Below are 25,553 nucleotides of genomic sequence, written 5' to 3' on the forward strand. Positions count from 1 at the left end.
TGGCCCACGCAAGCCGGGTCTCAGGGCGTCCCCGCCGGGACGCCGCGGGTTGGATCGTTCACATCGCAGGCGCTACCGTCCTTCCGTGCGCGCCATCCGTCGTTTCACCGTCCGTCCCGTGCTGCCCGAGGCACTCGCCTCGCTGGGGGTGCTCGCCGGCAACCTGAGGTGGTCCTGGCACCCGCCCACCCAGGACGTCTTCGCCGCCGTCCACCCCGAGCTCTGGGAGTCCACGGGGCGCGACCCGGTCCGGCTGCTCGGCGCCGTCGACACCGGTCGGCTCGACGAGCTCGCACACGACCGCGGGTTCCTCGACCAGCTGGAGGCCGCCCGCAGCGACCTGGACGCCTACCTGTCGGGTGAGCAGTGGTACCAGCGGCGCGGGGGCGACGACGCCCCCCGGGCGATCGCCTACTTCTCCCCGGAGTACGGCATCACGGCGGTGCTCCCGCAGTACTCCGGTGGCCTCGGCATCCTCGCGGGGGACCACCTCAAGGCCGCCTCCGACCTCGGGGTGCCGCTGGTCGGCGTGGGCCTGCTCTACCGGCACGGCTACTTCAAGCAGGCGCTGTCGCGCGAGGGCTGGCAGCAGGAGACCTACCCGGTCCTCGACCCCGACGAGCTGCCCCTGTCGCTGCTGCACGAGCCCGACGGCTCGCGGGCGAAGGTACGGATCACCATCGACACCGACGCCGAGCTGGTCGCCCGGATCTGGGTCGCGCACGTGGGCCGGATCCCGCTGCTGCTCCTCGACACCGACGTCGAGGAGAACCCCGACCACTTCCGGGCGGTGACCGACCGGCTGTACGGCGGCACCAGCGAGCACCGGCTGCGCCAGGAGCTGCTGCTCGGCGTCGGCGGCGTCCGCGCGCTCCGCGCGTACTCCCGGATCACCGGTGCCCCCGCCCCCGAGGTGTTCCACACCAACGAGGGCCACGCCGGCTTCCTCGGCCTCGAGCGGATCCGTGAGCTGTCCGCGGCCGAGGGCGGCCCCGGGCTCGACTTCGACACCGCGCTCGAGGTCAGCCGGGCCTCGACCGTGTTCACGACCCACACGCCGGTCCCGGCCGGCATCGACCGCTTCGACCGCGAGCTCGTCGAGCAGTACTTCGGCGGCGCCTCGCCGGTGCCCGGTGTGCCCGTCGAGCGGATCCTCGGGCTCGGTGCCGAGGACTACGAGGGCGGCGACGCCGGCGTCTTCAACATGGCCGTGATGGGCTTCCGGCTGGCGCAGCGTGCCAACGGCGTCTCCCGGCTCCACGGCCACGTGTCCCGCGAGATGTTCAACGGGCTCTGGTCGGCGTTCGACGAGGCCGACGTCCCGATCACCTCGATCACCAACGGCGTGCACGCCCCCACCTGGGTCGGGCGCGAGGTGTTCGAGCTGGCCGCCGGCCACGGCGCCGACCTCCACCGGGGCGACGACGGCTTCTGGGACGTGGTCGACAAGGTCCCCGGCGAGGAGATCTGGGCGACCAAGCGGCTGCTCCGCGAGCGGCTGGTCAAGGACGCCCGCAAGCGGCTGGCGAAGTCGTGGAGCAAGCGGGGCCTGGCGCCCGCCGAGCTCTCCTGGATCGACTCCGCGCTGGACCCCGACGTGCTCACCATCGGCTTCGCCCGGCGGGTGCCGTCCTACAAGCGGCTGACACTGATGCTGTCGGACCCCGAGCGGCTCAAGCGGCTGCTGCTCCACCCGGAGCGACCGGTGCAGCTGGTGATCGCGGGCAAGGCACACCCCGCCGACGAGGGCGGGAAGCGGCTGATCCAGGAGATGGTCCGGTTCGCCGACGACCCCGAGGTGCGGCACCGGATCGCGTTCCTCCCCAACTACGACATCGCGATGGCGCAGCCGCTCTACCCGGGCTGCGACGTCTGGCTCAACAACCCGCTGCGCCCGTACGAGGCATGCGGCACCTCCGGCATGAAGGCCGCGCTCAACGGCGGCCTCAACCTGTCGATCCTCGACGGCTGGTGGGACGAGTGGTACGACGGCTCCAACGGCTGGGCGATCCCGTCCGCCGACGGTGTCGACGACCCGGAGCGGCGCGACGAGCTGGAGGCCACGGCCCTCTACGACCTGATCGAGAACGAGGTCGCCCCGCGCTTCTACGACGTCGGCCCCGACGGCGTACCGGCCCGGTGGCTGGAGATGGTGCGCCACACCCTCAAGTCGCTCGGCCCGAAGGTGCTGGCGACCCGGATGGTGCGCGACTACGTGCGCCAGCTCTACACGCCCGCCGCGGTCACCGGGCGACGGCTGAACACCGACTGGACCGGCGCCGGAGAGCTCGCGGCGTGGAAGAAGCGGGTCCGGACCGGCTGGGACGGCGTCCGGGTGGAGCACGTCGAGAGCAGCGGCGTCGGTGACGCGCCCCAGATCGGCACCGTGCTGACCGTCCGCGCGTTCGTGTCGCTGGGTGAGCTGTCGCCCGACGACGTCGACGTCCAGCTGGTGCACGGCGTCATCGACAGCGACGACCAGCTCGTCGGTGCCGCCACCGAGTCGCTGTCGGTGGGGGAGTCCTACCAGGGCGGCCGGCACCGCTTCGACGGCACCGTCGCCCTCAATCGCAGCGGCGCCTTCGGCTACACCGTGCGCGTGGTGCCGAGGAACGACCTGCTGGCCTCGCCCGCCGAGCTCGGCGTCATCGCCCTCCCCGGCTGACGGCACCGGAGGTTGAGGTGCGAGGCGCCCCGGCGCCGAGCCTCGAAACCCCGCAACCGTGGGCAGTGCCGCGACCACCGCCCTGCCCCCGTGCGGGGGTTTCGAGGCTCAGGCCTTGGCGGCCTTCGCACCTCAACCTCCGAGGGCGATGACGTCCGGACCTCCGAGGATGGTGACGTCGGCGACTCAGCTCTGTCGGAGCACGACGACGGACAGGCCGCCGAGGGTGAGCCGGTCGCCGGCGGCGACGCCGGTGCCGTGGGCGAGGTCGGGGTCGGTCGAGAGCACGACCTCGCCGCGCTTGACCCAGTCGTTGTCCGGCAGCACCACCTCGACCGGCTGCTCGTCGGCGTTGAACCACATGAGGAACGACGCGTCGCGCTGCTGCTCACCCCGGGGGCCGGGGGAGCGGAGCGGGTCGCCCGAGACGAACATGCCGACGGCGTGCAGGGTGTCGTCGTACCAGTCCGGCTGCTCCATCTCGCGGCCGTCGGGGTGCACCCAGGCCAGGTCCTTGGGGCCGCCGTCGATCGTCGGTGAGCCCGCGAAGTGCCGCCGCTGCCGCAACGCCGGGTGCTCGCGCCGCAACCGGAGGGCGGTCTTGGTGACCTCGTAGAGGTCGAGCCAGGCGTCGTCGGGTCGCCAGTCGACCCAGGAGACCTCGTTGTCCTGCACGTAGGCGTTGTTGTTGCCCCCTTGGGTGCGTCCCCGCTCGTCACCAGCGGTGAGCATCGGCGACCCGCTCGACAGGCAGAGCGTCGCCATCATGTTCGCGGCCGCCTGGCGGCGTCGGCGAACTGTGGCCGAGGAGGGGTCGGCCTCACCCTCGGTTCCCCAGTTGTGGGAGCGGTTGTTGTCGGTGCCGTCGCGGTTGCCCTCGCCGTTCGCCTCGTTGTGCTTGCGGGCGTAGGTCGTCCAGTCGCGCAGCGTGAAGCCGTCGTGGGCGGTCACGAAGTTGACCGAGGCGTACGGCGACCGCCCGTCGTCGGCGTACATGTCGGAGCTGCCGGCCAGCCGGGAGGCGAGGTCGCGGACCGATCCGGCGCCCGGCCGCCAGAAGTCGCGCAGCGTGTCGCGGTAGCGGTCGTTCCACTCCACCCACGGTGGGGGGAACGAACCCACCCGGTAGCCGTCCATCGAGGCGTCCCACGGCTCCGCGATGAGCTTCACGTGCCGCAGCACCGGGTCCTGGCCGATGGTGGTCAGGAACGCGCCGTGCATGTCGATGTCGTGGCCGGTGCGCGCCAGCGCCGACGCCAGGTCGAACCGGAACCCGTCGACGTGCATCTCGGTCACCCAGTAGCGCAGCGAGTCAAGGATCAGCCGCAGCGCCCCCACGTTGGTCGTGTCGACGGTGTTGCCGCACCCGGTGACGTCCCAGTAGTGGTCCGCCCCGGTGCCGGCCCGCTTGTAGAAGCCGAGGTCGTCGAGCCCGCGGAAGGAGTACGTCGGCCCGTCCGGCCCGCCCTCGGCGGTGTGGTTGTAGACCACGTCGAGGATCACCTCGATGCCGGCCCGGTGGAAGCTCTTCACCATCTGCTTGAACTCCGTCACCTGCTGCCCGAGCGACCCGGAGGCCGCGTAGGAGGCGTGCGGGGCGAAGAAGCCGATCGAGTTGTAGCCCCAGTAGTTGGCCATCCCGCGGTCGGCCACGAACGGCTCGGTCAGGAAGTGGTGGACGGGCAGCAGCTCGACCGCGGTCACCCCGAGGTCGTTGAGGTAGCGGGTCACGGTGTGGGTGCCGAGCCCGGCGTAGGTCCCCCGCAGCTCCTCGGGCACCTCGTTGTGCAGCCGGGTGTAGCCCTTCACGTGCAGCTCGTAGATGACGGTGTCGCGCCAGCGGGTGCGCAGCTGGGTGTCGCCCTCCCAGTCGAACTCGTCGTGGACCACGACCGAGCGGGGCACCGCGGGCGCGGAGTCGCGGTCGTCGCGCACCAGCGGGTCCGACCCGTGGGCCAGCGGCAGCGGGCCGGGGGTCACCTCGCCGGTGATCGCCCGGGCGTAGGGGTCCAGCAGCAGCTTCGCCGGGTTGAAGCGGCGGCCGTGGCCGGGGTCCCAGGGGCCGTCGACGCGGAAGCCGTAGCGCTGCCCCACCGGGACGCCCGGCAGCTGCCCGTGCCAGACCCCCAGCGTGTGCTCGGTGAGCCGGTGGCGGGCCTCCTCGCCGGCGTCGTCGAACAGGCAGACCCAGACGGCGGTCGCCTCGGGTGCCCACACCGCGAAGTTGGTGGCCTCCGGCCGCCAGGTGGCTCCCAGCTGCTGGTGGTAGCCGGGCCAGACGGGTGCGGTCTCGTCGTGGTGCCTCCAGCGCCAGGTGTCACGGCTCACCCGGCCCATCCAATCACCGTGCAGCGACGGGCGGGTCGAAATCCCTGGGCATACGCTCGGGGCGACCCGACGACGTCAAGACGACCAGGAGTGCTGGATGACCGACGCAGAACAGTTCGTACGCCTCGAGGTGGACGGGGGCGTCGGGACGATCCGGCTGGACCGGCCCAAGATGAACGCCATCAGCATCGCGGTGCAGGAGCAGCTGGCGGCCGTGGTCGCCGAGGCGGTGGAGCGTGACGACGTCCGGGCTGTCGTGCTGTACGGCGGCGAGCGGGTCTTCGCCGCCGGCAACGACGTCAAGGAGATGGCCACCATGTCGCACACCGACATGGTCAAGCGGTCCGGTCCGCTGCAGGGCGTGGTCACCCAGGTGGCACGCATCCCCAAGCCGGTCGTGGCCGCGGTCACCGGGTACGCCCTCGGCGGTGGGTGCGAGCTCGCCCTGGCCGCCGACGTCCGGTTCGCGGCGGACGACGCGGTGCTGGGGCAGCCCGAGGTCCTGCTCGGCATCATCCCGGGGGCCGGCGGGACCCAGCGGCTGTCCCGGCTGGTCGGGCCCAGCGTCGCCAAGGACCTGGTCTTCACCGGCCGCTTCGTCAAGGCCGACGAGGCGCTCCGGATCGGGCTGGTCGACAAGGTGGTGCCGGCCGACCGGGTCTACGAGGAGGCGCTGGCGTGGGCGCGGCAGTTCGCCGCCGGGCCGGCGTACGCCCTACGGGCCGCCAAGGAGTCCATCGACCGCGGTCTCGAGGCCGACCTGGAGACCGGGCTGGAGATCGAGCGCCACCAGTTCGCGGCGCTGTTCGCCACCGAGGACCGGACGGCGGGCATGCAGTCGTTCCTCGAGCACGGCCCCGGCAAGGCGGAGTTCCGCGGCCGCTGACCGGCCGCCGGCGGCGCTCCGGCGCTGGCCTATGATCCGCGCATGTCCCGAAGCACGGCCCGGCAGGCCGACGACAGCGACACCCCGGAGCGCAAGGCCCACGGCGCCGGTGTCGTCGCGACCGTCCGCACCCGCGTCGCCCAGCTGGTGTGGCTGGTCTGCGTGGTGTGCGCGCTGCTGCTCGCCGTCGGGGCGCTGCTGGTGGCCTTCGACGCCAACAGCCAGAACGCCCTGGTCCGGCTCGTGCTCGACGGCGCCGATGCCGTCGACCTCGGGGTGTTCTCGCGTGCGAACGGCATCAAGGAGTTCACGGGCGAGGACGCCGAGGTCAAGAACGCCCTGCTCAACTGGGGGCTGGGGGCCGTCGCCTACCTCGTCGTGGGCAGGATCCTCGACCGGGTGATCCGCCCCTGACCGGCGCCCGGACGGCGCGACGTGACCCACGCCATGCTGTGAGGCACCCCACCGCCGCCCCGGTTCCCGAACATGTTTCCCACGAGTAACCTCGAGACCGACCCGAGTGCACAGGAGGGGCCAGACCGGCCGACCACCATGAACATTGTCGTCTGTGTGAAGTACGTGCCCGACGCGACCGCCGACCGGCAGTTCGAGTCGGACAACACCGTGGACCGCGAAGGCGTCGACGGGCTGCTGTCCGAGCTCGACGAGTACGCCGTGGAGCAGGCGCTCCAGCTCAAGGAGAAGGCCGAGGACCCGGAGTCGGTGACCGTGACCGCACTGACGGTCGCCCCGGAGTCGGGCGTGGACGCGGTGCGCAAGGCCCTCCAGATGGGCGCCGACCAGGGCGTCCACGTCTCCGACGAGGGGATCGCCGGCTCCGACGCCGTGGCCACCTCGCTGGTCCTCGCCAAGGCCTTGGACAAGATCGGCGAGGGTGGGGCCGTCGACCTGGTGGTGTGCGGCATGGCCTCGACCGACGGCTCGATGAGCGTCGTCCCGGCCATGCTCGCCGAGCGGCTCGACCTGCCGCAGGTCACCCTCGCCTCGGTCATCGAGTCCCAGGGCGACCAGGTCCGGATCAAGCGCGACGGCGACACCGCGACCGAGGTGATCGGCGCGACGATGCCGCTCGTGCTGTCGGTGACCGACCAGTCCGGCGAGGCCCGCTACCCGTCGTTCAAGGGGATCATGGCGGCCAAGAAGAAGCCGCTGGAGACCTACTCGCTGGGCGACCTGGGCGTCGACGCCGACCAGGTGGGCCTCTCGGTCGCCTGGACCGAGGTGCAGGAGACCACCGCCCGGCCCCCGCGCAGCGCCGGCGAGATCGTGACCGACGAGGACGGCTCGGGCGCCGCGGCGCTCGTGGACTTCCTCGCGTCGAAGAAGTTCATCTGAGGCCCAGAAGGAGAGAGTGCCGCCCATGTCTGAAGTTCTGGTCCTGATCGACCACGCCGACGGCGAGGTCAAGAAGCCCACCTACGAGCTGCTCACCCTGGCGCGCCGGATCGGCGAGCCGTCGGCCGTGTTCATCGGCAGCGGCGACCAGGGAGAGGCGGTGGCCGAGAAGGTGAAGAAGTACGGCGCCGCCAAGGTCTACGTCGTCGACGACGCGGACATCAAGGGCTACCTGGTGGCGCCCAAGGCCGAGGCGCTGGAGCAGCTCGTCCAGAAGGTCGGCGAGGACCTCGCGGCCGTCCTGGTCCCGTCGACGTTCGAGGGCAAGGAGATCGCCGGCCGGCTGGCCATCAAGATCGGCTCCGGGCTGATCACCGACGCCGTCGACGTCGCCGACGACGCCACCACGACCCAGTCGGTCTTCGCGGGCAACTACACCGTCACCGCCAAGGTCACCAAGGGGACGCCGATCATCACGGTCAAGCCCAACTCGGCGACCCCGGAGGAGGCCGAGGGTGCCGGGGAGGTCGAGGAGTTCACCGCGTCGGTGTCCGACTCCGCCAGGAAGGCGCAGATCGTCGCCTCGCAGCCCCGCCAGGCCAGCGGCCGTCCCGAGCTCACCGAGGCGGCGATCGTCGTCGCGGGCGGTCGGGGCACCGGCGGCAAGTTCGAGCCGGTCGAGGCCCTCGCCGACGCGCTCGGCGCCGCCGTCGGCGCGTCCCGGGCCGCGGTCGACTCCGGCTGGATCCCGCACTCCTTCCAGATCGGCCAGACCGGCAAGACCGTCTCGCCCCAGCTCTACGTCGCGGGCGGCATCTCCGGCGCCATCCAGCACCGCGCCGGCATGCAGACCTCGAAGACCATCGTGGCCGTCAACAAGGACGAGGAGGCCCCGATCTTCGAGCTCGTCGACTTCGGCGTGGTCGGTGACCTCCACACCGTCTTCCCGACGACCGCGGAGAAGGTCACCGAGCGCAAGGGCTGACCGCCAGGCGCACCACGGCAGAGGGCCCCGCCACCGTCCGGTGGCGGGGCCCTCTGCGTGCGGGTGGGAGCGTCCTCAGCGCGCGAGGCGGAAGTTCTCGAACCCGGACTCCTCGATGATGCCGACCTGGAACGGCCTCACGAACCGCTTCCCGTTGGCCCGGGTGCCGATCCGGACCTTCCGGAAGGAGTCGTTGTTGTCGTAGCCGAGCTCCTGCAGGTTGCGGCCGTCGGCGTCGTCGGGGTTGGCCTCGACGCCGATGTAGTAGATGCCGTCCTCGACGTTCTTCAGGCGGAACGCCTGCCCGGTCCGGAACTGGTGGTAGGTGTCACCGTGGCCGTTGGCCAGCACCTGCCGCAGCATCCGGGCGTTGGCGCCTCCGCACTGGCTGCCGAGGTCGGTGTACTCCGGACGCATGTCGGCGTTCGGCACGGTCAGGTCGACCGCGTCGGTGGCGACCAGGCAGAACGACGCCTTGGTCGACCTCACGACCACGTCGTCGAGACGGTTGCCCTCGGCGTCGGCGCCGTAGAGGTTGTAGCGGGCGAAGTCCTCGAAGTGCCAGTGGTTGTGGTTGCCCTCGTGGAAGTTGAACTCGCCGACCTGGTCGTACCCGGTCTGGTTGCCGTTGCCGTCGAAGTAGTACTGGTAGGCGGTCATGTGCTCGGAGTGCTCGTGGCCGGGGTCGTGGCGGGTGGCCTCGTCCCCGTGGTCGTCGCGGAAGCCCTCGATCACCATCGGTCCCGCGCCGCCGTTCCACACCGTGGCTCCGAAACGCAGCGCCGTGCCCTTGGAGTTCACGCTGATGTCGAAGGCGGGCAGCGAACGGAGGTCGGGGGCGAACTCGTCGGCGAGCGCGCCGGCGCTGTCAGCCGTGGGGGCCTCGGTGGTGGCCTCGAGGTCGTCGACCCCGCGCTGTGCCGTCGGCGGGGCGCTGGTGCGCCGCGCGGCCGGCGTGGCGCTGGTCCGCCACCGGTTCTGGCCCTTCTTGACCACGAGCCTGGTCGTCACCTTGCCGTCGGCGTCGCTGATCCCCAGCCGCTCGCGCCACTCGGGGGTGATGAACGCGACCAGCTGGTAGCGGCCGGGCTTCACCCGGAACCCGGTGCCCCACCGGGGGAGCAGCAACGCGGAGTAGTCCTGGGCGACGCCCATGACCGAGCCGAGGGTGTAGGGGTTCCAGGGGCAGCCCCACGGGTAGGGGTTGGACGCGGGCCCGGCGGGGCCGACCTTGCGGGCCGACCCGTTGAAGCACCCCGCAGCCGTGATCCACCGGTCCCTGCCGGGCTTGATGATCCGGACTCGGGCGAACCTGTCGAGCCCGGCCCACGAGGACATCTCACCGAGGTCGACGTCGCCCGACTCCCGCTTCCAGGTGGCGGTGATCGGACCGTCGTAGGTCTCCGGCCGGGTGGCCTGGATCTCGAAGTCCTCGCCCTGCGCGGTCATCCGGATGCCGAGGCTCGCGAACACCTGGTGGTCGTAGGCCCGGACCGTCACCTGGTCAGGTGCCTCGAGCACCAGCGGGGACTCGGGGTCTGCGGCCTGGGCCGGGACGTTGGTGGCCGCGAGTGCGCCGCCGAGGGCGACGGAGGCGCTCGCGAGGGCTGCTGTCAGGGCACGCCGATGCATGGAATTCCTCTCCGGGACCGGGGGACCCAAGCGCCCCCGCTGCATGGGAGACGCGCGGGACCGCCGATCGGTTGCCTGCCCCGCGCACCTTTTCCGAAGATCCCCTCGGGCCACTAACCTCGAGGGCGTGAACGGCTCGCCCGAGGACGTGGTGCGTGACCTCGCGACCGGCGCCCGCCTCGCCTCGCGGTCACTCGGTCTGGCGACCCGCGCCGACAAGGACCGGGTGCTGCAGGCCATGGCCGACAGGCTCCGTGACCGGTGCGACGAGGTGCTGCGCGCCAACGAGGAGGACCTGGCCGTGGCCTCCCACGCCGGTACTCCCGACCACATCCTCGACCGGTTGCGGCTGACCGACGCGCGGGTCGCGGGCATGGCCCAGGGACTCCGCGACCTCGCCGGCCTGCCCGACCCGGTCGGCGAGGTGGTGCGCGGCCGGACGCTGGCCAACGGCCTGGAGCTGCGTCAGGTGCGGGTGCCGTTCGGCGTCGTGGGGATGGTCTACGAGGCGCGGCCCAACGTGACTGCGGACGCCGCCGGCATCTGCCTGAAGTCCGGCAACGCCGTGCTGCTGCGCGGCTCGTCGAGCGCCTCCCGCTCCAACCGGGCCGTGGTCGCGGTGCTGCGGGACGCGGCCGCCTCCGGGGGACTGCCCCCGGACGTCGTGCAGCTGGTGCCGGCCGACACCCGCGACACCGTCGTCGCGCTGATGCGGGCCCGCGGGCTGGTCGACGTCCTCGTGCCACGGGGCGGAGCCGGGCTGATCCGCTCGGTCGTCGAGGGCTCGACGGTCCCGGTCATCGAGACCGGGGTCGGCAACTGCCACGTCTACGTCGACGCGGCGGCCGACCTCGACCAGGCGCTGGCCATCGTCCTCAACGCCAAGACCCAGCGAACGTCGGTCTGCAACGCGGCGGAGTCGCTCCTCGTCCACGAGGACGTCGCGCCGGACTTCGTGCCGCGCGTCGCGAAGGCCCTGCAGGAGGAGGGCGTGACGGTGCACGGCGACGCCGCCTTCGCCGCCGAGGAGGGCGTCGTCCCGGCCACCGACGCGGACTGGGGGACCGAGTACCTCTCGCTGGACATCTCCGCCCGGGTCGTCGCCGACCTCGACGAGGCGATCGAGCACGTGCACCGCCACGGCAGCGGCCACAGCGAGGCGATCGTGACCCGCGACCTGGGTGCGGCGCGGCGCTTCACCACCGAGGTGGACGCCGCCGCGGTCCTGGTCAACGCCTCGACCCGGTTCACCGACGGCGGGGAGTTCGGCTTCGGCGCCGAGATCGGCATCAGCACCCAGAAGCTGCACGCCCGTGGCCCCATGGGACTGCCCGAGATGACCACGACCAAGTACGTCGTCACCGGGGACGGACACGTGCGGTGACGCGCGTCCGCCCCGGGGACACGCCACCGGTAGCATGGCCCGCATGTCGATGACCGTGGTGGCCGCCGAGGAGCACGAAGTCAGTCAGGCCCTCAGCTGGGGCGTCGGGATCGGGATCCTGCTGATCCTCGTGCTGCTGCTGGGCGCGCTGGTCGCGTTCGGCGGGGGACGCGAGCACAGCTGAACGCGCCCACCGCAGCGTCCCCGCCCCGCCGCGTCGGCGTGATGGGCGGGACCTTCGACCCGATCCACCACGGCCACCTGGTCGCCGCCTCCGAGGTGCAGGCCTGGTTCGGCCTCGACGAGGTGGTCTTCGTCCCCACGGGCGACCCGTGGCAGAAGTCCGACCGGGTGGTGTCGCCGGCCGAGCACCGCTACCTGATGGCCGTCATCGCGACCGCCGCCAACCCCCGGTTCTGGGTGTCCCGCGTCGACGTCGACCGCGACGGGCCGACGTACACGATCGACACGCTGCGCGACCTGCGCGTGGCCCTCCCCGACGCAGAGCTCTACTTCATCACCGGCGTCGACGCGCTCACCGACATCTTCACCTGGCGCGACGCCCAGCAGCTCTTCGAGCTGGCCCACTTCGTGGGCTGCACCCGCCCGGGCTACGGGATGGACGCCTCGAGCCTGAGCGGGATCCCCGACGACCGGGTCACCCTCGTGGAGATCCCGGCCCTGACCATCTCCTCGACCGACTGCCGCTCCCGCGCCGAGCGGGGCGAGCCCGTCTGGTACCTGGTGCCCGACGGCGTGGTCCAGTACATCGCCAAGCACCGCCTCTACCACCCGCAGAGAGACACATGACCGCCACCGACCGTGCCGTGGAGCTCGTCCACGCCGCTGCCCGGGCAGCCGCCGACAAGCTCGCCACCGACCTCCTCGCCTTCGACGTGAGCGAGCAGCTCGTGATCACCGACGCCTTCCTGCTCGCCTCCGGGAGCAACGACCGGCAGGTGCGCGCCGTGGTCGACGAGATCGAGGACGCCCTCCGCGAGCTGGGGGCGAAACCGGTCCAGCGGGAGGGGGAGCGGGACGGGCGCTGGGTGCTGCTCGACTACGGCGAGGTGGTCGTCCACGTGCAGCACGAGGAGGAGCGACAGTTCTACGCCCTGGAGCGGCTGTGGCGGGACTGCCCGACCATCCCGCTCCCCGCCGACGTGGTGTCGGGTGAGCGCTGACGGCGGCAGCGGCCGTCGCCTGGTGCTGCTGCGGCACGGCCGCACCGCATGGAACGCCACCGGCCGCGCCCAGGGCCACGCCGACGTCGAGCTCGACGACACGGGGCACGCACAGGCGAGCGCCGCGGCCCCCTGGGTAGCGGGCTTCGACCCCGTCGCGCTGTGGTCCTCCGACCTGGCCCGGGCGCGCCAGACGGCGGCGTACGTCGAGAAGGAGACCGGCCTGGAGGCCCGCCTCGACCCCCGGCTCCGCGAGTTCGACGTGGGGGCCCGGACCGGGATGACGATGGCGGAGTTCGCCGCCGACCACCCCGACGAGCACGCCGCGTGGGTGCGCGAGCGCCGCGCCGAGCTGCCCGGCGCCGAGGACACGACCGAGGTCCTGGCGCGGACCCTGCCGGCCTACGACGACGTCGTGACCGCGCTCCCGCCGGCCGGGACCGCCGTGGTGGTGACCCACGGCGCTGCGCTCAAGGTCACCGTGCTGGACCTCCTGGGCTGGCCGCAGCACCACACCCAGCAGCTGCGTGGGCTCGACAACTGTGCGGTCGCGATCCTGGAGACGGACGGCCCTGCGGCGGGCTGGCAGCTGCTCGCGTGGAACCTGCGACCCGATTTCGTCCCGGACGAGGCAGGCCGTTAGTATCTCTCTCCGTTGCCGTACGGCAGCGACCTGGGGCTGTGGCGCAGCTGGTAGCGCATCTGCATGGCATGCAGAGGGTCAGGGGTTCGAGTCCCCTCAGCTCCACCAACTTCGAGAGCCGGGCCGTGACCGCCCGGCTCTTGTCGCGTCTAGCCGGAGGTTTGAGGTGCGAGGCCGCCCGCGGCGGTCCTGACCGGTGTCGGAGGTTGAGGTGCGAGGCCGCCGGCCGCGGTCTTGATCCGTGTCGGAGGTTGAGGTGCGAGGCCGCCGGCCGCGGTCTTGACCGGTGTCGGAGGTTGAGGTGCGAGGCCGCCGGCCGCGGTCTTGACCGGTGCCGGAGGTTGAGGTGCGAGGCCGCCCGCGGCGGTCTTGACCCGTGTCGGAGGTTGAGGTGCGAGGCCGCCCGCGGCGGTCTTGACCCGTGTCGGAGGTTGAGGTGCGAGGCCGCCGGCCGCGGTCTTGATCCGTGTCGGAGGTTGAGGTGCGAGGCCGCCCGCGGCGGAGCCTCGAAACTCCGGGACGGTGGGCAGGGCCGGGGCCACCGCGGTCGCCACCCTTTCGGAGTTTTCGAGGCTCAGGCCTGGCGGCCTTCGCACCTCGACCCCGGGCCGGAACTCCCCCGATTGTCGTGAGGCGGACCCGTCCGGTCGACGGCCACCGTGGGCAGCGCCCTCGACCACCGCTGGTGCGGGGGCAGAGGAGGTGGCCGGTGAGCGCGCAGACCGAGGCCGAGCCGGGCGGCGCCGTCGCCAAGCTGAGCATGCCGACGCTGACCGCGATGGTGGTCGGCGGGATGGTGGGGGCGGGGGTCTTCTCGCTCCCCGCCCGCTTCGGCGTGGCGACCGGCATCCTGGGCTCGCTCATCGCCTGGGCGATCGCCGGGGCCGGGATGCTGATGCTGGCCTTCGTCTTCCAGAACCTCGCGATCCGCAAGCCCGAGCTGGACTCCGGTGTCTTCATCTACGCCAAGGCAGGCTTCGGCGACTACGCCGGCTTCAACTCGGCGATCGGCTTCTGGGCCAGCTCGGTGGCGGGCAACGCCTTCTACTGGGTCTTCATCGGTGCCACCCTCGGCGCCTTCTTCGACGGCTTCGGGGACGGCGACACGGTGCTGGCCGTCGCCGTCTCCACGGTCGGGGTGTGGCTGTTCCACTACCTCATCGCCCGAGGGGTCCGCGACGCCGCGGTCATCAACCGGATCGTCACCGTGCTCAAGATCATCCCGATCCTGGTGTTCATCGTGGTGGTGCTGTTCGCCCTGGACCCCGAGGTCGTCGCGGACAACTGGACGGCGTACGGGTACGGCGACCTCGGCAGCCTCGACGAGCAGGTCCGCAACACGATGCTGATCACGACGTTCGTGTTCATCGGCATCGAGGGCGCCAGCGTCTACTCGCGCTACGCCAAGCGCCGGGAGGACGTGGGCCGGGCCACCGTCCTCGGCTTCCTGAGCGTGCTGTCGATCTTCGCGCTGGTCACCCTGTCCAGCTACTCCGTGCTGCCGCAGCCGGAGCTCGCGGACACCCGCCAGCCGTCCATGGTCGGCGTCTTCGAGTACGTCGTCGGCGACTGGGGCGAGGTCTTCATCAGCGCCGCCGTGGTCATCTCGGTCCTCGGCGCATACCTCGCCTGGACCCTGATGGCGGCCGAGGTGATGTACATCCCGGCGCGGGCCGACGACTTCCCGGCGTTCCTCGGCCAGGAGAACTCCCACGGCACGCCGATCACCGCGCTCGTCGTCACCTCGCTCGGGGTCCAGGCGCTGCTGGGGCTCACCCTCTTCGTCAACGACGCGCTGAACTTCATGCTCGACCTCGCCACCAGCCTCGCCCTGCTCCCGTACCTGCTCGCGGCGGCGTACGCGCTGAAGCTCGGCCTGACCGGGGAGTCGTACGAGGAGGTGGCTCCCCGGGTCCGCCGCAAGGAGACGCTGTTCGCCGGAGCCGCCACGGCGTACACGCTGTTCCTGTTCGACGCGGCCGGGCTGAAGTTCGTCCTGCTGATGACCGTCCTCCTCGCGCCGGCCTCGCTGCTCTACGTCAAGGCCCGCAGCGAGCACGGTCGTCGGCTGTTCACCCCGGCCGAGATCGGCCTGTTCGCGCTGATCGTCACCGGCGGCGTGTTCGGCGCCGTCGGGCTCTGGACTGGCAGCATCACCCTCTGAGCACCCAGAAAGGGCAACGACATGACCGAGAGCGTCTCCTCGACCTACGGCGTCCACTCCGAGGTCGGCCGGCTCCGCAAGGTGCTCGTGTGCCGGCCCGGCCTGGCCCACCGCCGGCTCACGCCCAGCAACAACGACGAGCTGCTGTTCGACGACGTGATGTGGGTCGAGAACGCCCAGCGCGACCACGCCGACTTCGTCAACAAGATGCAGACCCGCGGGGTCGAGGTCGTCGAGCTGCACGACGTCCTGGCGCGGACGATGGCGATCCCCGAGGCCCGCGACTGGTTGCTGGACCGCAAGATCGTGCCGAACCGCGTGGGGCTGGGCCTGGTCGACGTCACCCGCGGCTACCTCGAGTCGCTCGAGCCGCGCGAGCTGGCCGAGCTCCTGATCGGCGGCCTCTCGACCCACGACCTGCCCGAGGACTTCCGGACCACGTACGTCGAGCTGGCCCGGGAGTCCACCGGCGCGCGGGAGTACCTGATGCCGCCGCTGCCGAACACGCTCTACACCCGGGACACCACGTGCTGGCTCTACGGCGGACTGACCATGAACCCGCTCTACTGGCCGGCGCGCAAGGACGAGACGCTGATCTACAAGGCCATCTACCAGCACCACCCGGACTTCCTCGGGTCGACCGTCTGGTGGGGGGACCCCGACCAGGACTGGGCGCAGGCGACGTTCGAGGGCGGCGACATCATGCCGGTCGGGAACGGCGTGGTCCTCATGGGCATGAGCGAGCGCACGTCCCGCCAGGCGATCACCCAGGTCGCGGCGGCCCTGTTCGCCCGGGGGGCGGCCGAGCGGGTCGTGGTCGCCGGCATGCCCAAGCTGCGCGCCGCGATGCACCTCGACACCGTGTTCACCTTCGCCGACCGCGACATCGTGACCCTGTACCCGACGATCATGGACGCCGTCCACACGTTCACGCTGCTGCCGGCGGACAACGAGCTGGGGCTGGACGTGGTGGACGAGGGGTCCACGCCGTTCGTCGACGTGGTCGCCCGGTCGCTGGGGCTCCCGGAGCTGCGGGTGATCGAGACGGGCGGTGACGTCTACCAGTCCGAGCGCCAGCAGTGGGACAGCGGCAACAACGCCGTCGCGCTCGAGCCGGGGGTCGTCTTCACCTACGACCGGAACACGCTCACCAACACCCTCCTGCGCAAGGCCGGCGTCGAGGTGATCACGATCGTGGGCGCCGAGCTCGGCCGGGGCCGGGGCGGCGGCCACTGCATGACCTGCCCCATCGTCCGGGACCCCGTGGACTTCTGATGCCCGCCCACCACCACGCGGTGGTCGGGTGAACCGGCTGCGGCGGCTCCGTTACGACCTCGCCGGCCTCTGGCCGGCCACCGTGCTGGCCCTCCTCTCCTTCACGCCCTCGTTGCTGCCCCGCAGCTGGGGCTACCAGGGGGCCGTCGCGGGCATCAGTGCCGCGGTCGGGTACCTGGTGGGCGTGACGGCAGCGGCCCTGGTCCGGGAGCTGCGCGACCGGGACCGACGTGAGACCCGGCCACGCTCGTGGCGGGCCTACCTCGTCGTCCTCGCGGTCGGGACGCCGGCAGCCCTGGTCGCAGGACTGGTCTGGAACCGGCAGTCCAGCGCCCTGATCGGGGTCGACCCGGTCAACCCGGTGCTGGCCCTGCTGCTGACCCCCGTGGTCGCCGCCGCCGTGTTCGTGGCGCTCGTCGGGCTGGGCAGGCTGCTCCGCAGCCTCTACCGGCGTACGGCGGGCTGGCTGGAGCGCCACACCAGCGCACGCGCCGCCCGGGCGCTCGGGCTGGGTCTGGTCGTGGTGCTCACGGCCCTGGTGTTCAGCGGCGTGCTGCTCCGCAGCGTCGTGGTGGTGATGGACCGCTCGGCAAGCGTCGGCGACCTGCTCACGCCGCAGGGTGTGGTGCAGCCGGACACCCCGCTGCGGTCCGGCAGCGACGAGTCCCTCGTCGACTGGGACGGCCTGGGCCGCGAGGGACGCACCTTCGTGGCCGGCGGTCCGGACGCGGCGCGGATCACGCGGCTGACGGGGGAGCCGGCCGAGGAACCCGTCCGGGTCTACGCCGGCGTCGCCAACGCCGAGGACACGCGGGAGCGCGCCGACCTCGCCGTCGAGGACCTGGTCCGCGCCGGCGGCCTCGAGCGCGAGAACCTGCTGGTGGTGACCACGACCGGGACCGGCTGGGTCGAGCCGAGCTCGGTCTCCTCCTTCGAGTACCTGTCCGACGGCGACTCCGCGATCGTCGGGATGCAGTACTCCCACCTGCCGTCGTGGCTCTCCTGGTGGGTCGACGCCGAGCGGGCGCGGGACGCGGGCCGGGCCCTGTTCGACGCGGTGTACCGCGAGTGGTCGGCGCAGCCGCCCGAGGACCGGCCGCGGCTCTACGTGTTCGGGGAGAGCCTCGGCTCGTTCGGGGGCGAGGCGGCCTTCAGCGGTGACGTCGACATGTCCAACCGGCTCTCCGGGGCGCTGTTCACCGGCCCCCCGAGCTTCAACCCGCTCTACCGCGGGTTCATCGACGAGCGGGACCCCGGCAGCCCCGAGATCGAGCCCGTCTACCGCGACGGCGAGACGGTCCGGTTCTCGCTCGACCCGACGACGGAGGCGCCGGGCGACGCGCCGTGGGACGGGTCGCGGGTCCTCTACCTGCAGCACGCCTCCGACCCGGTGACGTGGTGGAGCCCCGACCTCCTGCTGACCCGGCCCGACTGGCTCGAGGAACCGCGTGGTCCGGACGTCGACGACGCCATGACCTGGATCCCGTTCGTGACCTTCTGGCAGGTCACGGCCGACCTCGCCCTGGGGTTCGGCACTCCGCCCGGGACCGGCCACATCTTCTCCGGCCAGCACGCCTACGGGTGGGACCAGGTCCTCGGCACCCAGTGGCCCGACGACCGGCTGGCCGAGCTGTCGCGGCGTACCGGTGGTGCGGGCTGAGGACGCACCCGAGCAGCGACGGAACCGGCCGGATAGCCTCCACCGCGTGGTGGTGAGCGCATGGGTGCTGGCGGGAGTCCTGGCGTGGGCGGCGGTGCTCGCCGTGGCCGCCACCCGGTTCCCCGCCCTCGAGCAGCCGGTCCGGATGGCGGTGACCCCGCTGGTGATCGTGGTGGCGGTCCTGGTCGTGGCCGACATCGGGCTGGTGCTGAGCGCCGAGCCCGAGGACCGCCCGGAGAGCATGCTGACCCACGTCGGCTACGCCGTCGCAGCCGTCGGCCTGGTGCCGCTGCTGACCACCCGGCGCCCCCCGCCCGACGACCCGGAGGCGCAGGTCGAGCCGGCGCCGCTGTGGGTGGTGGCGGTGGCATTGCTCGCGGTCGCGGTCTGCGTCGTGCGCCTGGTGCAGACCCGGTGAGCCGCCCCGGGTCGACCGGACGGCAGGTGCTCGTCGCGCTGTACGCCGTCTTCGCCGTCGCGGCGGGGGCCCGGTCGCTGGTGCAGATCTCGACCCGTTTCGGCGAGGCGCCGCTCGCGTACTCGCTCTCCCTCGTCGCCGCGGTCGTCTACCTGGTCGCGACCTTGGCCCTGCGCCGGACCTCGGCGACCGCCCGCCGGGTCGCCTGGGCGGCGCTCGCGTTCGAGGCGGTGGGCGTGGTCGTCGTGGGCACGGTGTCGCTGGTCAGCCCGGAGCTGTTCCCCGACCAGACCGTGTGGTCGGACTTCGGCGCCGGCTACGGCTTCGTGCCGCTGGTGCTGCCGTTCGCGGGCCTGTGGTGGCTGCGCCGCCACGGCGCCGACGACCTCAGGTGATCGTCATCCCGCCGTCGACCGGGAGCGTCTGGCCGGTGACGTAGCCCGCGGCGTCGGACGCGAGGTAGACCACGGTCGCGGCCAGCTCACGCGGGTCGCCCTTGCGCCCGGCCGGGATCCGCTCCTGCTGCGCCTCGAGGTAGCCGTCGGGGTACTGGTCGGTCATCTCCGAGGCGAAGAACCCCGGCGCCACCGCGTTGACCCGGATCCCCTTGCGCCCGGTCCACTGCTGGGCGAGGTCCCGGGTCAGGCCGATCAGGGCCGCCTTCGACGAGGCGTACGCCGCCTGCGGGAGCCCGGCCGTCGTCAGGCCGAGGACGCTGGAGACGTTGACGATGCTGGAGCCGGGGCCCATCACCCGACCGCAGGCCTGCGCCATCCAGTAGCAGCCGTTGAGGTTGACGTCGATGACCCGCCGGAACTCCTCCGGCGTCTCGCGGGTGGCGGGGACGGCCGTCCCGACGCCGGCGTTGTTGACCAGGACGTCGACCCGGCCGAGCTCCTCGAACGCGGTGTCGACCAGCGCCTGGCACTGCGCCGGGTCGGCGACGTCGGTGACCACGGTGACCACGCGGCGTCCGGCGTCGCGCACCAGCCGCGCGGTCTCCTCGAGCCGATCGGCCCGACGCGCCCCGAGCGCCACGTCCGCCCCGGCCTCCGCCAGCGCCTGCGCGAAGGCGCCCCCGAGGCCGCTGGACGCCCCGGTCACGATCGCCACCTTGCCGTCGAGCCGGAACAGGTCGAGCACTCCGTCGGTCATGCCGCGACCCTAGTGCGCCGCTGAACGGGGTCGCCTCCGTGCCTCCCGGATCCTTCCCCGGGCCGGAAGGTCGCGGGAAGGCGCCCGCCGCACCCTCCTCGGGACACCTGCACACCACGAGCACGAGGAGGCCGCCATGACCTACCACCTGAACGAGTACGTCGCCCGGGACAAGATCGCCGAGATCGAGCGCACCGCGTCCGACCCCGGACGGCTGATGGCCCACGAGCTGCGCCTGGCCCGCTCGCGCCGGCGTCGCCCGAGGCGGGCGAGGTGAGCACGCTCGTCGCTGCCCGCGGCGTACGGACCCCGCTGCCGGGCGGCGGCGTCGTCCTCCTGCGCCCGCTCGGCCCGGGGGAGTCGGCGCCGCTCGAGGCCGTGTTCGCGGCCATGTCCGCGGAGTCGCGCCACCACCGCTACCTCACCGGCCTGCCCCGGCTGCCGGCCCCGATGCTCGCCGCGCTCACCGACGTCGACGGCCGTCGGCACGTCGCCTGGACCGCCGTCCTCGACGGCCGACCGGTGGGCCTGGCCCGCTACGTCCTCGAGGAGCCGGGAGTCGCGGAGATCGCGTTCGAGGTCGCGGACGCCCACCACGGGTCCGGGATCGGGTCGGCACTCGTGGACGCGGTCACCACGGTGGCCGCGGCCCAGGGCGTCCGACGCCTCCGCGCGGTGGTGCAGCCGGGCAACCGGGCGTCTCAGCGGCTGCTCGGCCGGGTGGGGGTCCCGCTCACCGTCAGCGGAGGTCTTCTCGAGGGGGAGGGACGCCTGCAGCTGCTGGACCCCGCGCTGGTCGACCGGGCCGCCGTGGTCCACCTCGCGCGGGCCGGCGCTTGGCGGATCCACCCCGGGGTGGTCGGATGAGACCACCCGGCGCGGGACCCGCCCTCGCCGGTCGGGGGCGGAGGGGAGATGCGGGTCCAGGTCCGGCTGCTGGGACGGTTCGAGGTCGAGGTCGAGGGCCGGCCCGTGCCTGCCCCGGCGTGGCGCCGGCAGTCGGCGAGCCGACTGGTCGCCCTGCTGGCGATCCAGCCGTCGCACCGGCTGCACCGGGAGCAGGTGATCGACGCGCTGTGGCCCGACCTGCCGCCCGAGACCGGCGCCGCCCGGTTGCACGCTGCCTCCAGCTACGCCCGGACGGCGCTCGACGACCGGCGGACGATCGTCGTGTCCAAGGGGTCGGTGACGCTCCTGCCCGGGGCGGACGTCGAGGTCGACGTCGCCCGCTTCGAGACGGCCGCTGACGCTGCGCTGGAGCAGGACTCGCCGCGGGCCGCGGCCGCGGCGGCGGCGCTGTACGCCGGACCGCTCCTCCCGGACGACCTCTACGAGCCCTGGACCGAGGAACCGCGGGCCCGGCTGCACCTGCGCTACCGGGAGATGCTGCGGGCCGCAGGTCTCCACGACGCCCTGGTGGCCGACGACCCGCTCGACGAGGACGCCCAGATCGGCCTGGTCCGCGAGCTGGTCCGCCAGGGCCGACGGCACGACGCCGTCCAGGCCCTCGACCGGATGGCCGAGGTCTTCGAGCGCGAGCTGGGCGTGCAGCCGCCCGAGGAGGCCCACCGGCTCCGCGAGGCGGCGCTGGCCCTCCCCGCGGGGCCCGCCACGGGACCCTCGCCGTACGCCGGCGCCATGGCGTCGCTCCCGGCGCCGGCCGTGCTGCCGGCTGCCCGGACCCGACTGATCGGGCGCGGAGCCGATCTCGACGAGGTGGCCGCGCTGCTGGAGCGCCACCGGGTCGTCACCCTCACCGGGCCGGGCGGCGCCGGGAAGTCGACCCTCGCCCTGGCGCACGCGCGGCGGGCGCAGTCCGAGGGTGGCCCGGACGGCGAGGTCGAGGTCGTCCTCGCGGAGCTCGCTCCGGTCCAGGAGGCAGAGGCGGTGACCCGAGCCGTCGCCGAGGCCGCCGGCGTCCAGGGGGAGGGCGCGCTGCGGACGGACGCACTGGCGCGCACGCTCGGGCCACGACAGGTGCTGCTCGTCCTCGACAACTGCGAGCACCTCCTCGACGCCAGCGCCGCCCTCGTCGACGCGATCCTCGACGCGGGCGCCGCGGCCCGGGTCCTGGTGACGAGCCGCGAGCCGCTGCGGGTCGACGGCGAGGCGGTGCACCCGCTCGGGTCGCTGGGGAGCGGCGCCGTCGAGCTGTTCGCCGAGCGCGCGGCGGCCGCGGCGGGTGCCGAGGTGGCCGCCGTCGACGACCCGCGCGTCGCGCTGCTCTGCGAGCGCCTGGACGGTCTCCCGCTCGCCGTCGAGCTCGCCGCCGCACAGCTGCGGCACCTCGGCCTCGACGAGCTGCTGCACCGGCTCGACGACCGGCTGACCCTGCTGGTGGGCGGTCGTCCCAAGGCAGGGGCCCGGCACTCGGCGCTGGCGACGACGATCGACTGGAGCTACCGGCTGCTCTCCGTGCCCGCCCGCGAGGTCTTCGAGCGGCTTGGGGTGTTCCCTGCGTCGTTCGACCTCGAGGCGGTGGTCGCCGTCACCGGGAGCCGCGACGCCGCCGAGACGGCCAACCTGCTCGGCGACCTGGTCGCCAAGAGCCTCGTCGTCCACGAACGGGCCGCCGGGCGCTACCGGCTGCTCGAGACGATCCGGCTGTTCGCCGCGCAGCGGCTGGACGAGGACGGGGGTCGGGACGAGGCGGTCGGGCGGCTGCGACGCCACGTGGTGGCCCGCGCGACGGCGACGTCCCGCACCGGCGCGTGGCTGTCGACCTCCCTGGCCGCCCGCAGCCGTGACGACCTCGACAACGTCCGGCTCGCGTTCGACGCCTCGCTCGCCGCGGGCGACGTCGCGGGAGCGCTGGACGTGGCCATCGGGATCAGCACCCTGTGGCGCAACGCCGTGTCGTACGCCGAGGGGCGCCGGTGGGTCCGCGACCTGCTCGCCCGCGACCTCGACGACGCCGACCGCGTCTGGGCGCACCTGCTGTGGGCCGACGTCGGCCTCGGTGCCGGCGACGTCCGCACCATGCGCGACGGCACCATCGCGGCCATGGGGCTCGCCGACCGGGCGGCCGAGGCGGGCGCCGCCGTGCTGGTCGCGGTGTACGAGGCGATGGTCCACCTCGACGACCCCGCCCGGGCGACGGGGCGCCTCGAGGCCGCCGCCCGCCGGGCCCTGGAGGTGGGCGAACCCGCCCTCGCCCGGCTCGCGCGGGGCTACCGGCTGGTCACGGTCCGGATGCAGGGGCCCTCCGAAGCGCTGCACGCAGAGGTGCGCGACCTCGTCGACTCGGCGGGCGAGCGCGACTACGACCGCTACATCTGCCACTGGGCGGGCACCTTGCTGGCCCTCGCCGACGGCGATGCGTCGCAGCTGCGACGGCTGTACGACCAGCAGCTGCTCGACCTCGCTGCGACCGGCCTGCGGGAGAACTGGCTGACCATGTACTGGGGTGCCCTCGCCCTCATCGTCGAGGGCCGGGACTACCGGGGACAGCTGGTGCGCTCCCGCGGACGCGCCGACGCGGAGGGCCGGGAGGTCGACGCCGACTTCGTCCTCGCCCTCGCCTGCGCGGCGGGCTACCGGGACGACTGGGAGCGTGCCGCCGAGCTGGTCGGCGCGGCGTCCGGGACGTTGCTCCACGACACCGCGGGGTTCATCCACCTCACCCTGGTGCGGGACCAGATGGTGCGTCCGCGGCTGGACGCCACGACGTTCCGGGCGGCCCTCGAGCGGGGAACCCGGCTGGATCTCGCCACGGTCCTCCACGAGCACGGCGTGTGAGACTGACCGGCATGACCACTCCCGACGGTCCGGTCGCGGGCCAGGTGATGACGGTGTTCCGGTCCCGGCTCCGGACCGAGGGTGCCGCGGCGTACGCCGCGCACGCAGCCCGGATCAGCGCCCTGGCCCGGACCATGCCGGGGTACGTCGAGCACAAGGTGTTCACCGCCGACGACGGGGAGCGCGTGACGCTGGTGCGGTTCGCCGACCGCGCCAGCCACGACGCCTGGGCACGCCACCCCGACCACCGCGTCGCGCAGCGCGCCGGGGTCACCGACTACTACGAGGAGTACTCGATCGCGGTCGGCGACGTCGACCGGACCCACGCCTGGCATCGCGAGCCCGCCGGCTGACGCGTCGACAGGCCGGGGGCCCGCGGCGTAGCGTGCGGAGACGGCCACGAGGGGGAGGCGTCATGACGGCCGAGGAGTGGGTCCTGGCGGTGATCGTGTTCTTCTCGGGGCTCGCGTCCGGGCTGCTGGGGATGCTGTGCACGATCATGCGGCCGATGCTCACCGAGCTGGACGGCGCGGGGTTCCGCGGCTTCATGGAGGGATTCCTCCGGTTCGCGGACCACGGACTGGGCAAGCTCTACAACCTCGCCTGGTCGCTCGTGATGTTCCTCGGACCGGTCCTCGCGCTCGCCCTGCTCTGGGACGACCGCGGCTCCGTCGCGTTCGTGCTCACCGCGATCGGCTTCGTCCTCGTGCTCGTGGGCGTGATCGTCGTCTCGAACGTGTGGAAGACGCCGCACTACCGGGTGATGCTGGCCTGGGACCCGGCGACCATGCCGGCGGACTGGGAAGCCGGGCGGCAGAAGTACTTCTCGATCAACTGGCTCCAGATGGGGGCGACCTGGTCGGCGTTCGCGGTGTTCATCGGCGCCCTGGTCGCTCTGTGACGCAGCACCGGTCGGATCCTGGCCCGGGGTTCGGACGCTACGAGCGGGGGCGCGTCTTCTCCGTGTCGTAGAGCGGCAGCACGTCGACCTGCGCCGAGACGACCCCGCCGCCCAGGCCCACGGCGAGCGTGTTCCCCACCCGCGCCTGCTCGCTCACGACGACGGCCAGCCCGATCTTGCCGAACCTCGGGCTGTCCGCCGGGCTGGTGAGGACCCCCACCTCCTCGCCGTCCCGGGTGACCGCCGCCCCGTACTCGGGGAGCGCGTCGGCCTCGTAGCGGAGCGTCACGAGGCGGTGGGGTGGGTCGGCGGCCACGGTGCGCAGCATGTCCTCGCCGACGAACCCGAGCCCGGCGTCGATCCGCACCATGCGGTCCAGGTTGACGTCGTACGGCGTGCGCTCGTGCGGGTCGTAGTCGTAGCCGGTCACGATCAGCCCGGCCTCGACCCTGGCGACCTCGATGGCGTCGGTGCCGACCGGCGTCACACCGGCGTCGACCACCGCGTTCCAGAGCGTCCCGGCGTCGGCCGCATCGCAGAGGAACAGCTCGTAGCCGAGCTCACCGCCGTACCCGGTGCGGGACAGGTGCACGTCGACACCCGCCACCCGGACCGGGCGCGGGATGAACCGGAAGTAGCGCAGGGATCCGAGGTCCTCGTCCGTGAGCCCCTGCACGACCTCGCGCGAGCGCGGGCCGATCACGCCGAGGTGCGGCATCGAGGGCGTGACCCACTCGACCTCCACGTCGAGGTCGTGCCACGCCTCCGCGAAGTGCTCCTCGTGGTCGCGGCCGTTGGTCATCACCCAGCAGTGGTCCTCACGCCCGGTGTTGAACACGGTCCCGTCGTCCACCATGAGCCCGTCGGCGTCGAGGAACGCGCCGTACCGCACCTGTCCGACCTCGAGCCCGAGCGCGTCGTTCGTGAACACCCGTTGCGCGGCCCTCAGCGCGTCCGCTCCCCGGAGCTCCCACTTGTTCAGTGGCGAGACGTCCCACACCGCCACGCCGTCGCGGATCGCGGCGTACTCCCGGGCGAGGTCGCCGAACCCCTCGAGCCACATCCACCCGCCGTCCTCGACGTGCGAACCGCCCTGGGCAGCGGTCACCTCGTGGAACGCGGACCTGATCGCGTCGTTCTCGTCCACTCGCGCCCCTCCGGTCGACGCGCATTCTCCCA

At 72.7% G+C, this 25,553-nt stretch carries 24 protein-coding genes and 1 tRNA gene; 21 read left to right on the forward strand and 4 right to left on the reverse strand.

Features of this window, described 5'->3' with window-relative positions:
* Positions 1-85: 85 nt before the first annotated feature.
* The gene (glgP, locus tag ACQ1X7_RS18060; RefSeq protein ID WP_432479625.1) at positions 86-2,665 is read left to right on the forward strand and encodes an alpha-glucan family phosphorylase; all 2,580 of its coding nucleotides are present in this window, start codon (positions 86-88) and stop codon (positions 2,663-2,665) included.
* Positions 2,666-2,851: 186 nt separating this feature from the next.
* On the opposite strand, the gene glgX is transcribed toward glgP, so the two are convergent.
* Positions 2,852-4,993, reverse strand: a complete 2,142-nt coding sequence (gene glgX, locus ACQ1X7_RS18065) for a glycogen debranching protein GlgX (protein ID WP_432479626.1) — start codon at positions 4,991-4,993, stop codon at positions 2,852-2,854.
* Between the two features lie 97 nt (positions 4,994-5,090).
* Between glgX and ACQ1X7_RS18070 the strand changes: the two genes are divergently transcribed.
* The 4 genes from ACQ1X7_RS18070 to ACQ1X7_RS18085 all read left to right on the forward strand — a co-directional run bounded on the left by ACQ1X7_RS18070 (position 5,091) and on the right by ACQ1X7_RS18085 (position 8,220).
* Entirely contained in the window at positions 5,091-5,879 is a 789-nt protein-coding gene (locus tag ACQ1X7_RS18070) for an enoyl-CoA hydratase/isomerase family protein (RefSeq protein ID WP_432479627.1), read from the forward strand.
* A gap of 42 nt (positions 5,880-5,921) precedes the next feature.
* Complete coding sequence (locus tag ACQ1X7_RS18075) at positions 5,922-6,293, forward strand: hypothetical protein (protein ID WP_432479628.1); 372 nt, start codon at positions 5,922-5,924, stop codon at positions 6,291-6,293.
* A 156-nt stretch (positions 6,294-6,449) separates the two neighbouring features.
* Complete coding sequence (locus tag ACQ1X7_RS18080; RefSeq protein ID WP_432479629.1) at positions 6,450-7,235, forward strand: electron transfer flavoprotein subunit beta/FixA family protein; 786 nt, start codon at positions 6,450-6,452, stop codon at positions 7,233-7,235.
* A 25-nt stretch (positions 7,236-7,260) separates the two neighbouring features.
* Positions 7,261-8,220 carry an electron transfer flavoprotein subunit alpha/FixB family protein gene (locus ACQ1X7_RS18085; RefSeq protein ID WP_432479630.1) on the forward strand — a complete coding sequence of 320 codons (960 nt, stop codon included), beginning with the start codon at positions 7,261-7,263 and terminating at the stop codon, positions 8,218-8,220.
* Between the two features lie 75 nt (positions 8,221-8,295).
* On the opposite strand, the gene ACQ1X7_RS18090 is transcribed toward ACQ1X7_RS18085, so the two are convergent.
* On the reverse strand, positions 8,296-9,852 hold the full coding sequence (locus ACQ1X7_RS18090; RefSeq protein ID WP_432479631.1) for a hypothetical protein: 1,557 nt from the start codon (positions 9,850-9,852) through the stop codon (positions 8,296-8,298).
* Positions 9,853-9,979: 127 nt separating this feature from the next.
* Between ACQ1X7_RS18090 and ACQ1X7_RS18095 the strand changes: the two genes are divergently transcribed.
* The 11 genes from ACQ1X7_RS18095 (at position 9,980) to ACQ1X7_RS18145 (ending at position 18,975) form a co-directional block, all read left to right on the forward strand.
* Positions 9,980-11,236: a glutamate-5-semialdehyde dehydrogenase gene (locus tag ACQ1X7_RS18095; protein WP_432479632.1), complete on the forward strand. Its 1,257-nt coding sequence runs from the start codon at positions 9,980-9,982 to the stop codon at positions 11,234-11,236.
* A 43-nt stretch (positions 11,237-11,279) separates the two neighbouring features.
* On the forward strand, positions 11,280-11,420 hold the full coding sequence (locus tag ACQ1X7_RS18100) for a hypothetical protein (protein ID WP_432479633.1): 141 nt from the start codon (positions 11,280-11,282) through the stop codon (positions 11,418-11,420).
* Between the two features lie 41 nt (positions 11,421-11,461).
* Entirely contained in the window at positions 11,462-12,046 is a 585-nt protein-coding gene (gene nadD / locus ACQ1X7_RS18105; RefSeq protein ID WP_432479634.1) for a nicotinate-nucleotide adenylyltransferase, read from the forward strand.
* Positions 12,043-12,420, forward strand: coding sequence for a ribosome silencing factor (gene rsfS / locus ACQ1X7_RS18110; RefSeq protein ID WP_432479635.1), 378 nt, complete (start codon positions 12,043-12,045; stop codon positions 12,418-12,420). The genes nadD and rsfS overlap by 4 nt, the downstream gene beginning before the upstream one ends.
* Positions 12,410-13,063, forward strand: a complete 654-nt coding sequence (locus tag ACQ1X7_RS18115) for a histidine phosphatase family protein (protein WP_432479636.1) — start codon at positions 12,410-12,412, stop codon at positions 13,061-13,063. The genes rsfS and ACQ1X7_RS18115 overlap by 11 nt, the downstream gene beginning before the upstream one ends.
* A 32-nt stretch (positions 13,064-13,095) precedes the next feature.
* Positions 13,096-13,171: transfer RNA gene (locus tag ACQ1X7_RS18120), tRNA-Ala, on the forward strand.
* Between the two features lie 601 nt (positions 13,172-13,772).
* Positions 13,773-15,227: a basic amino acid/polyamine antiporter gene (locus ACQ1X7_RS18125; RefSeq protein ID WP_432479637.1), complete on the forward strand. Its 1,455-nt coding sequence runs from the start codon at positions 13,773-13,775 to the stop codon at positions 15,225-15,227.
* A 21-nt stretch (positions 15,228-15,248) separates the two neighbouring features.
* Positions 15,249-16,502 carry an arginine deiminase gene (locus tag ACQ1X7_RS18130; RefSeq protein ID WP_432479638.1) on the forward strand — a complete coding sequence of 418 codons (1,254 nt, stop codon included), beginning with the start codon at positions 15,249-15,251 and terminating at the stop codon, positions 16,500-16,502.
* Between the two features lie 28 nt (positions 16,503-16,530).
* A complete protein-coding gene (locus tag ACQ1X7_RS18135) occupies positions 16,531-18,162 on the forward strand; it encodes an alpha/beta hydrolase (protein WP_432479639.1) in 1,632 nt (543 codons plus the stop codon).
* A 46-nt stretch (positions 18,163-18,208) separates the two neighbouring features.
* A complete protein-coding gene (locus ACQ1X7_RS18140) occupies positions 18,209-18,580 on the forward strand; it encodes a hypothetical protein (RefSeq protein ID WP_432479640.1) in 372 nt (123 codons plus the stop codon).
* Positions 18,577-18,975 (forward strand): hypothetical protein, encoded by a 399-nt coding sequence (locus ACQ1X7_RS18145; RefSeq protein ID WP_432479641.1) that lies wholly within the window; start codon positions 18,577-18,579, stop codon positions 18,973-18,975. Before ACQ1X7_RS18140 ends, ACQ1X7_RS18145 begins: the two co-directional genes overlap by 4 nt.
* Here ACQ1X7_RS18145 and ACQ1X7_RS18150 read toward each other — a convergent pair.
* Positions 18,968-19,735, reverse strand: coding sequence for an SDR family NAD(P)-dependent oxidoreductase (locus ACQ1X7_RS18150; protein WP_432479642.1), 768 nt, complete (start codon positions 19,733-19,735; stop codon positions 18,968-18,970). The genes ACQ1X7_RS18145 and ACQ1X7_RS18150 overlap by 8 nt on opposite strands.
* Positions 19,736-19,871: 136 nt before the next feature.
* Here ACQ1X7_RS18150 and ACQ1X7_RS18155 point away from each other — a divergent pair, with 136 nt between their 5' ends.
* The 5 genes from ACQ1X7_RS18155 to ACQ1X7_RS18175 all read left to right on the forward strand — a co-directional run bounded on the left by ACQ1X7_RS18155 (position 19,872) and on the right by ACQ1X7_RS18175 (position 24,374).
* Complete coding sequence (locus ACQ1X7_RS18155; RefSeq protein ID WP_432479643.1) at positions 19,872-20,012, forward strand: hypothetical protein; 141 nt, start codon at positions 19,872-19,874, stop codon at positions 20,010-20,012.
* The gene (locus tag ACQ1X7_RS18160) at positions 20,009-20,602 is read left to right on the forward strand and encodes a GNAT family N-acetyltransferase (protein WP_432479644.1); all 594 of its coding nucleotides are present in this window, start codon (positions 20,009-20,011) and stop codon (positions 20,600-20,602) included. Before ACQ1X7_RS18155 ends, ACQ1X7_RS18160 begins: the two co-directional genes overlap by 4 nt.
* A gap of 48 nt (positions 20,603-20,650) precedes the next feature.
* The gene (locus tag ACQ1X7_RS18165; RefSeq protein ID WP_432479645.1) at positions 20,651-23,473 is read left to right on the forward strand and encodes an ATP-binding protein; all 2,823 of its coding nucleotides are present in this window, start codon (positions 20,651-20,653) and stop codon (positions 23,471-23,473) included.
* Between the two features lie 11 nt (positions 23,474-23,484).
* Positions 23,485-23,826: an antibiotic biosynthesis monooxygenase family protein gene (locus ACQ1X7_RS18170; RefSeq protein WP_432479646.1), complete on the forward strand. Its 342-nt coding sequence runs from the start codon at positions 23,485-23,487 to the stop codon at positions 23,824-23,826.
* 62 nt (positions 23,827-23,888) lie between these two features.
* Positions 23,889-24,374 carry a hypothetical protein gene (locus tag ACQ1X7_RS18175; protein ID WP_432479647.1) on the forward strand — a complete coding sequence of 162 codons (486 nt, stop codon included), beginning with the start codon at positions 23,889-23,891 and terminating at the stop codon, positions 24,372-24,374.
* Between the two features lie 37 nt (positions 24,375-24,411).
* Here ACQ1X7_RS18175 and ACQ1X7_RS18180 read toward each other — a convergent pair whose 3' ends face one another.
* Positions 24,412-25,521, reverse strand: a complete 1,110-nt coding sequence (locus ACQ1X7_RS18180) for an aminomethyltransferase family protein (protein WP_432479648.1) — start codon at positions 25,519-25,521, stop codon at positions 24,412-24,414.
* Positions 25,522-25,553: the final 32 nt, after the last annotated feature.

The organism is Nocardioides sp. GXQ0305 (assembly GCF_050880345.1).
GTDB lineage: Bacteria > Actinomycetota > Actinomycetes > Propionibacteriales > Nocardioidaceae > Nocardioides.